Origin of the sequence: Hymenobacter sp. AT01-02, assembly GCF_000961955.2 — a bacterium.
GTDB lineage: Bacteria > Bacteroidota > Bacteroidia > Cytophagales > Hymenobacteraceae > Hymenobacter > Hymenobacter mucosus.
Genome location: NZ_JZIR02000025.1, coordinates 53033 through 64992 on the forward strand (window position 1 = coordinate 53033; position 11960 = coordinate 64992).

At 53.4% G+C, this 11960-nt stretch carries 11 protein-coding genes; 3 read left to right on the forward strand and 8 right to left on the reverse strand.

The genetic code is table 11. The features are described from left to right. Positions 1-506: 506 nt before the first annotated feature. On the reverse strand, positions 507-1421 hold the full coding sequence (locus VI25_RS26750) for a thioredoxin family protein (protein WP_236704998.1): 915 nt from the start codon (positions 1419-1421) through the stop codon (positions 507-509). Then, positions 1385-2701 carry a cytochrome c biogenesis protein CcdA gene (locus VI25_RS26755; protein ID WP_236704999.1) on the reverse strand — a complete coding sequence of 439 codons (1317 nt, stop codon included), beginning with the start codon at positions 2699-2701 and terminating at the stop codon, positions 1385-1387. Before VI25_RS26755 ends, VI25_RS26750 begins: the two co-directional genes overlap by 37 nt. A 206-nt stretch (positions 2702-2907) precedes the next feature. Between VI25_RS26755 and VI25_RS10030 the strand changes: the two genes are divergently transcribed. Continuing rightward, positions 2908-4242: a hemolysin family protein gene (locus tag VI25_RS10030; protein ID WP_045687614.1), complete on the forward strand. Its 1335-nt coding sequence runs from the start codon at positions 2908-2910 to the stop codon at positions 4240-4242. 96 nt (positions 4243-4338) lie between these two features. Here VI25_RS10030 and VI25_RS10035 read toward each other — a convergent pair whose 3' ends face one another. From VI25_RS10035 to accD, 6 genes are all read right to left on the reverse strand, one after another. Beyond that, positions 4339-4857 (reverse strand): gamma carbonic anhydrase family protein, encoded by a 519-nt coding sequence (locus VI25_RS10035; RefSeq protein WP_045688929.1) that lies wholly within the window; start codon positions 4855-4857, stop codon positions 4339-4341. Between the two features lie 73 nt (positions 4858-4930). After that, positions 4931-5914, reverse strand: coding sequence for a radical SAM protein (locus VI25_RS10040; RefSeq protein ID WP_045688928.1), 984 nt, complete (start codon positions 5912-5914; stop codon positions 4931-4933). Positions 5915-6022: 108 nt separating this feature from the next. Continuing rightward, positions 6023-6793, reverse strand: a complete 771-nt coding sequence (locus VI25_RS10045) for an endonuclease III domain-containing protein (RefSeq protein WP_045688927.1) — start codon at positions 6791-6793, stop codon at positions 6023-6025. Between the two features lie 282 nt (positions 6794-7075). Continuing rightward, on the reverse strand, positions 7076-7633 hold the full coding sequence (locus VI25_RS10050; RefSeq protein ID WP_316934299.1) for an OmpA family protein: 558 nt from the start codon (positions 7631-7633) through the stop codon (positions 7076-7078). A 406-nt stretch (positions 7634-8039) separates the two neighbouring features. Then, positions 8040-8783: an OmpA family protein gene (locus tag VI25_RS10055; protein ID WP_236705000.1), complete on the reverse strand. Its 744-nt coding sequence runs from the start codon at positions 8781-8783 to the stop codon at positions 8040-8042. Between the two features lie 230 nt (positions 8784-9013). Beyond that, on the reverse strand, positions 9014-9907 hold the full coding sequence (gene accD / locus VI25_RS10060) for an acetyl-CoA carboxylase, carboxyltransferase subunit beta (RefSeq protein ID WP_045688926.1): 894 nt from the start codon (positions 9905-9907) through the stop codon (positions 9014-9016). Between the two features lie 554 nt (positions 9908-10461). On the opposite strand from accD, the gene VI25_RS10065 reads away from it, so the two are divergent. Both VI25_RS10065 and VI25_RS10070 read left to right on the forward strand, forming a co-directional pair. Then, the gene (locus VI25_RS10065) at positions 10462-11466 is read left to right on the forward strand and encodes an OmpA family protein (RefSeq protein ID WP_045688925.1); all 1005 of its coding nucleotides are present in this window, start codon (positions 10462-10464) and stop codon (positions 11464-11466) included. A 94-nt stretch (positions 11467-11560) separates the two neighbouring features. After that, a complete protein-coding gene (locus tag VI25_RS10070) occupies positions 11561-11947 on the forward strand; it encodes a hypothetical protein (protein WP_045688924.1) in 387 nt (128 codons plus the stop codon). Positions 11948-11960: the final 13 nt, after the last annotated feature.

The window sequence follows — 11960 nt, forward strand, 5'->3', positions numbered from 1 at the left end:
ACTGGTCCGGCGGCCGGCTAACTACTCCGTGGAGGTTCGAATCCTTCTTCTACAGCACTTTTCTTCTTTGGGTGGGCAAAATCGTGAGGAGGAAAAAACGGAACGTATCTGGGTGGGTGCGTTCCTTTTAAAGAGGCGGCATCTGGGTGGGTGCCGCCTTTTATTATGCCCAGCAGTTCCGGCGTTCTACCTGCTTGTTGCAAGCAAAAAGAACAGGTTTGCTAAACCGGCCGCAAAGAACGGTATTTCCCATTCGATTTACCCGCCAAACTCCAAAAAACTCCTCTCTGTTCTAAAAACACTATTCTTTCTATAAGGCTGCTTCTGAAAGCTACTTTCAGTATACAACTGGATATACTTGGCTCGTTGAGGTATCTCCTACCACGTGTTGTTTCACGAAGTGTTTTCTTAAACAGTTCGGACTTGGTGAGATAAATAGCCACCTACCAAAAAGAACACCGCATGCAGCACAGGCTACATGCGGTGTTCTTTTTGGTAGGTGGCAGCTAGCGCTGTGCTACTGGAGGCTGCTGATAACGAGTTAAACCTGCATCCAAGAATTGGATAAACTTATTAATATCTGACTCATAGGCCACTGCCGTTGTGAGAGCCAATGGCTGCTCCATTGTGCTGGCCGGGTCCAAAATCACGTAGTAGGGTTGCGCGTTCATATTGAACCGGCTAATCTGAAAATCCAGATTCTGCTCGCCTAAGGTCTTTTTCACGCGCTGGTCGCGGGTAGACGTGTACCACTGGCTTTGGGGCAACTCTGTTTTATCGTCGGCATAAAGAGCTACTACTACAAAGTCTTCGCGCAAGCGCTTGAGCACGCGGGGGTCGCTCCACACGGTGGCTTCCATTACGCGGCAGTTACCGCAATTGTGGCCTGTGAAGTCGACAAACAGCGGCTTTTTACGCTGACGAGCGCACTCTAGGGCTTCCTGCAAGGTGAAGTATCCTGATAGATTGTGAGGTAGCTCTAGGTCGCCCTCGAAGCGTGGCGTAGTGCACGTTGTCTGCTGCGCGGCCACTGCTGGCGTAGCGCTGCTACTAATCCAAGCAAAATCCTGACGGCTAGCTGGCGGCGCCAAGGCTGAGAGCCCGTTGAGCGGAGCACCAAAAAGGCCGGGCACCATGTACAGCATAAACGATAGCACAACGGCAGCCATCAGCAAGCGGGGTACACTCACGTGCGACGATTCACTATCGTGCGACAAGCGGAATTTGCCTAGCAAGTACAAACCAAGCAGGCCCGCCAGTACAATCCAGATGGCCAGGAATACGGGCCGGGGCAACAATCCCCAATGGTATGAAAGGTCGGCGGAGCTTAGAAACTTGAACGCCATGCCAAGCTCTACAAAGCCCAAAGCTACCTTCAGCGTGTTTAGCCACCCTCCGAGCGGGGCATAGACTTCAGCCACGTAGGGAACAGGGCGAACAGTACGAAGGGCAAAGCAAACGCCGTGGAGAAGGCCAGCATAGCCAAAGTAGGCCGCAGCAATTCTCCATTAGCAGCCGAAATAGCTACCGAGCCTACAATAGGCACCGTGCAGGAAAACGATACAAGAACTAAGGTAGCAGCCATGAAGAACAGGCCCGACCAGCCGCCTTTATCAGCTTGCGCATCTACTTTATTAACTAAGCTGCTAGGCGCGTTGATTTCGAATAGGCCCAAAAAGGACATTCCGAAAATAATGAATATGACAAAGGACAGCAGGTTGGGCAGCCAGTGCGAACTGATTAGGTTCGCAGCATCAGCCCCGAACAGCAGGCTTAACAAAACGCCTACTCCGGTATAAATGCCAATGATGGACAAGCCGTACACGAGCGCCTTGCTAATCGCCTCGCCCCGGCTGCGGCTATTGTTGGTGAAGTACGATACCGTCATGGGGAGCATGGGGTACACGCAGGGCATCAGTACCGCTACCAAGCCAGCCCCAAAGGCTAGCAGCAAAAATTTCCATAAGGAAAGGGCAGTACCCGCTGGCTGCGTAGTGCTTACGGGGGCAGCAGCTTGCGCTACTGCAGCCGCAGCAGGCTCGGCCTGTGCTACCACCGCAGTACCTGAATCGGTGGCAGGGCTTACTACCGGGGCTGAAGCCGCTTGAGTGGTAGCAGCTGTGTCAGCTACGGCTGCGGTAGCCGTAGTGGTGGGAGTCGAGGTGCTTGGTACTACGGCTCCGGTTTTATCAGGTGTAGAGGGGGCTATGGCCGTGCCGCTAACTTCCACGGGGCCAAAGCTCAGGGTTTCATTGCCCGGAATACAACGACCGTCCACATCGGTGCAGCTCTGGTATTCCACATCGGCCTTTACCGTAAGGGCGCCGGGCTGCAACACCCGAATGCGCTGGCGAATTGTGCCTGTTTTTTCGAAGTACGTAACGTCGCCCTTGAACGTCTCGTCGAAGTGTTTCTCGGCCCCCACCGACTTGGGCTTTCCTACCAGTTCATAGGCGGGGCTTTTGGCGAAGGTGAAGGTGAATACGGTCGGGCCCAAGTCAGGATCAAAGTCGGTGGCGTAGAGGTGCCACGTATCCTGAATGCGCGCATTTACGATGAGGTCTGCTTCCTCCCCAACCTTTAGTGCCGCTTTACTTACGGCGGTGCTCAGCTTCGTTGGCGTGAGCACTTGTGCCAGTGTGTTTAGGGCACTCAGCAACACCAGCACTACGGCCAAACCAGAAATTTTTAAGGGTCTCATGCAAAAAGAGATAGTCAAAGAAGAGGAGGTACCAAGCTCACAAAGTACGGTACTACCCAACAGAGTTCCCAGGAACCTCGTTGCACCAACCGCCCCGAGCGCTCCAGGTTTACGCTGTTTCTCAACCTTCTCGGAACCGCTTGCCCGGATTCTCGTACTTTTGTAGCATAAAGGGAGCCAAGCCGGTCGAGCCATGCCCCGCATCTATGGGTTTAAAAATTCTATTTACCGTTCTGCTGGTGTTGCTGAACGGGTTTTTTGTGGCGGCAGAATTTGCGCTGGTGAAAGTTCGCAGCTCTCAGATTGAACTGCGCGCCCAAGGAGGCAACCGCCTGGCCAAGCTCACCCTGAGCATGCTACAAAACCTGGACGCCTACCTCTCCGCTACGCAGCTCGGCATTACGCTGGCCTCGCTGGCTTTGGGTTGGATTGGTGAAAGCGTAGTTTCCGATGTAGTGCTCAGTATTCTGCACTCACTCGGCATTGGCGTGAGCAGTGTTACGGTTCACACGTTTTCGGTGGTGGCCGTGTCCTTCATTGTCATCACGTCGCTCCACATTGTTATCGGTGAGCAGGCCCCAAAAGTGCTGGCTATTCAGCGCCCCGAAACGATCTGCATGGCTGTTGCAGCACCCCTGCGCGGCTTTTATGTTATTACGTTCCCGCTGATTTGGCTGCTCAACAAGCTCTCTAACATGGTAGCGGGCTTGTTTGGGGGCCACGTTACGCATAACTCCGAGGCCCACTCGGCCGACGAGCTACGCCTGCTGCTGGATCAAAGTAAGCAGAGTGGCGAGATTCAGGATTCGGAGCACGAACTCATCGAGAACGTGTTTGAATTCAACGACCGTATGGTGAAGCAGATCATGGTGCCTCGTACTAAGCTCTCGGCCATTGATGTGCACACCACGCAGGACGCCATTTTGGAAGTAGTATACAACGAAGGCTACTCCCGTATTCCGGTGTACGAAGGCAACATCGACAATATTGTGGGGGTGCTATACGTGAAGGACCTGCTGCAAATTATCCGACGTCAGGAGCCCATCGAGCTGCCCAAGATCATGCGTCCTGCCTACTTCGTGCCTGAGACTAAGAAGATTAACCGCCTATTGCGTCAATTTCAGCGCAAGCACATGCACATGGCCATCGTAAGCGACGAGTTTGGTGGAGTGTCTGGCATCGTCACCATTGAGGACATCATGGAGGAGCTGGTGGGCGAAATCCAAGACGAGTACGACAACGAGGTACCGGTAGTGGAGAAGGTATCGGAGGGTGAGTACCGCGTAAATGCTGCTACTGCCGTGCCTGACGCCAACGAGTACCTCCCCTACCCTTTGCCCGAAGGCGACGACTATGAAACGGTAGGGGGCTTGCTCAACGTTATCTATGGCAACATTCCGGAAGTTGGCGACGTGGCCGTGCTCGACAACTATGAGTTCAGGGTGTTGAAACGCTCCCGCCGCTCGGTAGAGCTGGTGCAGCTTCGCGTAACTGCTCAAGAAGAGAGTGAACAGGAAGCTGACGAGGCGTTAGAGTTGTAACACAACAGCAACGCATAGCCAATCAGAAAGAAAAAGGCCTTCATCGTGGTGAAGGTCTTTTTCTTTCTGATTGGCTATGCCTCAACATATGGAGGGTTAGGTACCACTGAACCAGCTGGCATACAGCACATAGTTATCTGCTGTGCGCTGAATAGTAGCCTGCTGCTCTTCCGTAATGGGCTTAATCTTGCGGGCCGGAATACCTGCATACAAGTAGCCTGGCTCACATTGTGTGTTCTCCAGCACCACCGCGCCGGCCGCAATAATGCAGCCTTGGCCCACCACGGCCTTATCCATCACAATAGCGCCCATCCCAATCAGGACGTCATCCTCTATGGTGCAGCCGTGCACAATGGCCTTGTGGCCAATGCTCACGCGGTTGCCAATTGTAGTAGCGGCCTTCTGGTAGGTGCAGTGAATCACGGCTCCGTCTTGAATGTTGGTCTGCTCTCCAATCCGGATGCTGTTCACGTCGCCCCTAATGACGGCATTGAACCACACCGTGCACTTGGCGCTGAGGGTCACATCACCTACAACGGTAGCATTATCAGCCAGAAAACAGTTGGGGCCTATTTGTGGGTAGTGGCCTTGAACAGACAGGATAAGAGCGGGCATATGAGTAAAAGTAAGCTGAGTTATGTATAGGTACTCGAACGGCACCTTGCGGGCCACTGCCCTTTGGACCGTATCAGCCGGTCAACATTCGTTTCCAAGTACCCTTTTCCCAGTTGTATTTCAGCGTACTAGGAAGGGCCTGCCAAAAGTACTTGCTGGTTTCTACCGCAAAGCTGGGCTGCATATAACAATTGATGGTACAACCCTCGCACTGCGGTAGGCGACCTTCTAACGCAGCTAGTTGCTGCACTTCTGCGGAGTTATATAGCTCGCGGAGGTTACCTGCAATGGGAAACTTACGTTCACCTAGGTGATAACAGGGTAGCACCAACTCATTGCTGGGCGAAATAACCAAGGTAGTACTAGCCGCCCGGCACACGGGAGCGGCCACGTGGTTGCCACCGTCGCGACGTAATTGAATGAAGGCTTCGTTGAGGTATACGCCGGGGCGCTTACCGAAGGCCGATAAGTAGTCGAGTTCCTCGGCCGTGAGTTGCTCCCCAGTTTCTACTGTATTGTACTCAAAGGCCGGGTTAAGGATTAGTACCAACTTATTGGGTTGGGTGATATCACGATACACGGCCTCCAGGTCTTTAAGATTTTCCCGAAAGACGGTGAACAAGATATCAGGTCGCTCGCCCAGTTCCCGGGCTACCCGGATGCTTTCCAGCACAAAATCGTAGCAGGCCACGCCCCGTCCCTTATCGTGCACTTCCTTTTCCGAAGCATCTAGGGAGAAGTGCAGCATATCTACTTTGCCCCGCAGCTTGGTAGCGTATTTGGGATACAGCAGGCAGTTGGTTGTAAGGGTCGTGATGAAACCCATATCGTGCGCCAAGCCTACAAACTCGTGAATCTGCCGGTGCAATAATGGTTCGCCACCCGTAAAATCAACTACCGATACGCCTAATCGTTTCAGGTCGCGCAGGTTCTGCTCCACATCAGCTAGCTGAATGTAGGGCGAAGGTTTTTCCCAGATGTCGCAAAACGAGCAGCGCGCATTACACCGGTACGTCACGTAGTAATTGCACAGAACCGGATGACGAACAAGGCGCATAACGTAGCGGGGTAAAGCAGATCGGACGGTTAACCCAGTCTAGAAGTTCGGGGCAAAGGTACGGCCCACCGCCGAGAGCTAACTACTTGCCTTTTCCTATGCCAAGAACTAGTGTGGCAAGGCACCCCAAGCCGTGTCCCACTTCTCGGGTGTGGCGGCAATGGCTTCGGCTGTGGCAGGGCCATAGTGCTCCAAATAATAGTTGCAGATGCCCTTTAGTGGACACTTGGCGCAATCGGGTTTGGTATACAGGCACACACGCTGCCCGTGCCAATAGTTGTGCTTATGAAAGTTGAGTAGCGCCAGCGAATCTTTCGGCAACTGTTCCAATAGCACCTGATGGGCTTTGTCGGCGGATGCTTTCGGTCCAATGAGTCCTACGCGCTGAGCAATACGGTGCACGTGTGTGTCAACGGGCAGCACCGGCTTGCGAAAGTTGAAGAGTAGTACCAGGGAGGCCGTTTTCAGTCCAATCCCAGGCATATCGTTCAGCCACTGCATTCCTTTTTCCGTTGGCCACTCCTCCAAAAAGTCGAGGCTGAATTCTCCTCGCTCGGCCTGAATGCGGCGCAGAATTTCCTGGATGCGCGGTGCTTGAGTATCGGGCCAGCGCGTCGTCCGAATAGCGTGGGCCAACTCAGCCGTGGGAGCAGCCAATACGCCCGCCCAGTCCCCAAACGCCTCCAGCATCCGGTCGTAGGCCAGTTCCTCGTCGGCGTGGGTAGTACGGTGAGAAAGTACCGTGGAAATCAGTTCCCGCATAGGTGAGCGGCGCGGCACATCTTGAGTAAGCGGCGGATAAAAACGGTTGAGAAGCAGGTGGTCCTGCCAGGTTTTTTGGGCGGCAGGCAGGTCGTATACTATGGGCAGGTCGGTCATGTGCGGTTGTACCGCCTGCGGCAGCGGCGGGTTGCACACTGCCGAGCAAAGAATGCGGGCACAAAAAAGCCGGCGGCACCTAGTGGTACCGCCGGCTTGCTATACAGGGCTAGCGCTGGGCGCCGTTTCCTTAGATGGTGCCTTTTTCAGCAGCCTTCTTCAGCTTCTCGTTGGCGAAAATGGCAACCTCTACGCGACGGTTGGCAGCGCGGCCAGCTTCCGTAGTGTTGTCAGCAATGGGCTGACGTGAGCCGTAGCCCGTTACGGTAAAGCGCGAAGCATCTACCCTTGCTGCTGAGCATAGTTAGCTACAGCCTGAGCACGGCGCTGCGAAAGCGGATTGTTGATGGCGTCGTTGCCGCTGGTATCGGTATGGCCTTCTACTACTACGTTGGTGTCACCGTATTTCACCAGGGTTTTAGCAAGCTCCTGAATATTTTCCTGAGCTGAAGCCGTCAGAGCCGAGGAGTTTTTCGTGAAGAGCAGGCCCGAATCGAACGTGATTTTAATGCCTTCCCCTACGCGCTCTACTTTGGCACCAGCCATCTCCTTGCGCAACTCAGCTGCCTGCTTGTCCATACGACGGCCGATAAGAGCGCCACCAGCACCACCCACGGCGGCACCAATGATAGCACCACCCGCAGTGCTGTTCTTACCACCAATTACGCGGCCCAGTACGCCACCTACTACGGCGCCACCACCTGCCCCAATCAGACCACCTTTAGCGGTTTTGCTCCAAGGCTTCTTAGCAGTGGTAGTAGTGGTTTGCGCTTCGGCGTAGTTGCTACCCAACAGCAGCACGGCCAGGAGTAATGCAAATAATGAACGAAGAGATTTCATGGGAAGAAATTTGGGTGTTGGTGTGTTGAACGTGTGAAGAGAATCTCGCTGGATTTCGGTGCAAATCTATACCGAATGTTCCAACCGTATTAGGCATTTTGCAACCACCTTGCCAAAAACGAAAGGAAGCGGAAAAAATTGTTTAAAATTCACTTTCTAGCTGACTAAGCCACTATTGGCCTTGGGCGAAAATAGATTTAACCCCCCAGTAGGCCATCACCTACCATCTATGCCGTCTTGTTAGTAGCTCGGTATAATCCTTTTTAACCCGACCAGAATACCCGAAAAACTGTGTATCCGTAGCACACCTTTACCAGCTTTTACTCTGAGTTTACTGATAGGCTTCCACCCAAACAAAAAGGGCGACCTAGTGGGTCGCCCTTTTTGTTTGCTTGAAACAAGTCGATTACAGCGTGCCGTTTTCAGCAGCCTTCTTCATTTTTTCGTTGGCGAAGATGGCAACCTCTACGCGACGGTTAGCCTGCTTGCCTTCCATGGTAGTGTTGTCAGCAATAGGCTGAGTAGAGCCATAGCCTTTGGTCGTTACGCGCGCAGCATCTACTCCTTGCGAAATCGTGTAGGTAGCTACTGACTGAGCGCGGCGCTCCGACAAGGGTTGGTTGATAGCATCCGAACCGGTATTATCGGTGTGGCCTTCTACCAATACGTTGGTGTCGGGGTACTTTTTCAGTACGTCAGCCATTTTCTGAATTTCGGTCATCGAAGCCTGACGTAGGTCAGCCTTGTTGGTGTCGAAGAGGATACCCGAGTCGAAGGTGATTTTTATACCCTCGCCTACGCGCTCTACCCGAGCGTTCTGCATGTCTTTCTGCAGTTCCTCGGCCTGCTTGTCCATTTTACGGCCAATCAGAGCACCACCGGCACCGCCCACGGTAGCACCAATAATAGCACCGGCTGCCGTGCCCGACTTGCCACCAATTACGCGACCTAGTACGGCACCGGCTACGGCACCACCGCCAGCACCCAGCAAACCTCCTTTAGTGGTTTTGCTCATGCCCGTTTTGCGCGGACCGGTGCCGTTTGTATCAGCTTCGGGGATATTGGGGTTACGTGTGCTAGTGCTGGCACAGGAGCTCATGAACAGCACCAAGGCCATGAATAGAGACAGAAGAGAGTTGCGAGATGTCATTGGAATGGAACTTAGTGGAAGGGTGAAACAGAATAGGGAGTAAGCGTCTGTTGATGGGCTTTACTGCACTTTCGGGAAAAATGTTTGCACAGATAGACCAAGCGCTATATCTATCCGAGGCACGTTGTTTGTCCTCGCTCGGTGGCAATAAGAAAAGCCCGTCAAACGCGCCGAATGCACGTCTAACGGGCTTTTTTCAAAAAGCTTGCCGAAAATATTAGGTATTTCTTTTAGTGCGCTGCCGTGCGCGACGTAGTCTTTTCAGTAGCAGGTACTTCGGCAGGACGTAGCATAGTAAGCAGATCCGTGAGCTTTTGCTTCAATTCCTTCCGATCCACAATGAAGTCGAGGAACCCATGCTCCTGCACAAACTCCGCGCTCTGGAAGCCTTTGGGCAGGTCTTTTCCAATTGTTTCTTTGATAACCCGCGGACCGGCAAAGCCAATAAGTGCGCCAGGCTCGGCAATGTTAAAGTCACCGAGCATAGCGAAAGATGCCGTAACGCCGCCCGTGGTGGGGTCCGTCAGCAGGGAAATGTAGGGAATACCTGCCTCTGAAAGCAGTGCCAGCTTAGCCGATGTTTTGGCCATTTGCATCAGAGAATAGCCGGCTTCCATCATGCGGGCACCACCAGAGCGCGAAATCATGAGGAAAGGCACCCGGTGCTGACGGGCGTAGTCAATAGCACGGGCAATCTTCTCCCCTACTACTGAGCCCATAGAGCCCCCAATAAACTTAAAGTCCATAGCGGCTACTACCAGTTCCACCCCATTCATGTGGCCGTGGGCCGAGCGCACTGCGTCCTTCAGGCCCGTATTTTTCTCGGTAGCGGCTACGCGCTGGGGGTAGGCTTTGGTATCTACAAAGCTGAGTGGATCGGCGGACCGCAAGTCGGCGTCCAGCTCCTGATACTCGTGGTTGTCGAATAGGAAGTCGAAGTAGTCGGCGGCATCAATCCGGTCGTGGTGGTTGCACTTGCCGCAAGTAGATAGCAGGCGCTTGTGCTCCGCCATCGTAGCTACCGTCTTGCACTCAGGACACTTGTACCACAAGCCGTCGGGCGTCTCTTTCTTCTGCTCCGTCGGCGTGACGATGCCTTTCTCTACGCGCTTAAACCAGGACATAATATATACTTAGAGGGGTCGTGAGAGGAGTTGAAAAGCAGGCACCGGCCAGACAAAGAAGGAGGCGGTTGCGCTTTTCTATGATGCAAGTTAGCGCAGAATACAGAAGTGCGAAATGGAAAGCCACCGAACTCAAACCGGAAGTATACGGCCGGGACCTACTTATAGTGCACGAAACGCTGCTCTGGGCATGCTATATCAAGCTGAATGGAGTAGCTCTTAAGGCACTCGTGCTACTGTTCAGTTAGCCTTTGCTACCAGATTGCAGGCCTCTCGTTGCTGGCGTGGCTGTTTTTACGCTTTTTAGTACACCAACCCTACTCACAGCCACCGCTTAGCCAATGTAATGCCATTTTAGTTTTGCCATCAAAAAGTATGGGGAGCAGCAAGCAGAAGAAAAGAACGGCAGGTAAGCACTACTTTAATAGACAGACGGTGCGGCTTAGGAAGGCAGCAGTAGCAATGCAAGATCCGGCTTGAGGCCGTACCTTACCGCCGGGAAGTTAGGTTCTTCACTTAACTTCTCAAATGTGGTACTCCAACGTGTCTTTTTTGTGAAAAACCTTTCTGCACTAGCTTTCTGCGCATTGCTAGCAGCCACGGCACTACCGGGCTGCGTGGCCTCCAAAAAATACGATGACCTGAAAGCCCGCCAAGCGGCCACCGAACAAGCCCGCGCCGACATAGAGCGCCAGCAGCGCCAAGCGGTAGCCGAGCTTAAGAAAGCCTCGGATGAACTGGCCCAACTACGTCTGGAAACCCGCCGCCTCATCGACGACTCCACCGAAACTGGCCGCAGCCTGCGCCGTACTCGTCAGCTCAACACCCAACTCACCGACAGCTACGATAAGCTTTTGAAGAACTCCGACCGCGCGATGTCGGACAAGAATGCTGATTACAATAAGGTAGCCAAGGACTTGGCCCGCCGCGAAGCTGAACTAGGAGAGCTGGATACCAACCTGAAAAAGAGCCGGGCCGATATCGACAAGCTTACTGCCGACCTTACGGCCCGCGAAGCCCGCATGGCCGAGTTGCAGAAAGCCCTGGCTCAGAAGGACAAGGCCGTGAATGACTTGAGAAACAGCGTAAGCAACGCCTTGCGCGGCTTCAAAGGCACTGATCTGGAAGTAAAGACGAAGGATGGAAAGGTGTACGTTTCGCTCTCGGAGCAACTCCTTTTCAAGACGGGTTCCACCAAAGTAGACCCCAAAGGCCAGGAGGCCCTGAAACAGCTAGCTGCCGCGCTTCAAAATCAGCCCGACGTGAATGTAGTGGTAGAAGGCCACACCGACAATGTAGCCTTCACAAGGCCTACGGCAGCAATGCAAGACAATTGGGACTTGAGTGTACTGCGTGCTACAGAAATTGCGCGGTTGCTTACCACTGGTGGTATTCAGCCCCAACGGGTAACGGCATCGGGCCGCTCTCAGTATGTGCCCGTGGCCCCCAACGATTCGCCAGCCAACAAAGCCTTGAACCGCCGCACGGAAATCATCTTGACCCCAAAGCTCGACGAGCTATTCAAGATTCTGGACACGAACTCATCAGGCGGCCAGTAAGCATTTGAATAGCAAATTTTTACCAAGCCCTCTTTAAGTGCTACGTTGACTTGCTCGACGTAGCACTTTTAGTGTCTTCCCATCGCAGCACTTCATGCTATGTACTTATGAAAAAATTAATATTTTACGCTACACCTTTTTACTCGGCTGGCTATTGATAACGGCTGATAATGATTGTCCTATTAATGCTAGCGAAGTTCGCACCATTACCTTTTTAGTTACCAACCAAGTACTAGCTACTTCCCAGCGGCGGCCGCTCTATCTACCTGCCAGCCCTAATCCATTCCGCGAGGAAGCATCATTCCGGTTAGCTTCGCCCCAGTCTGTCCTGATAATAGATGGCCTGGGCCGAACAGTGGAACACCTCACTAGCCACCCCGATGGTACCGTGACGTGGAAGCCTGCCGCTACTGTATCCCCTGGCCTATACGTTGGGCGCACCGCCGACGGCCGCCAACTCATACGCTTAGTTCGCGAATAACCAAGCCAGGTAA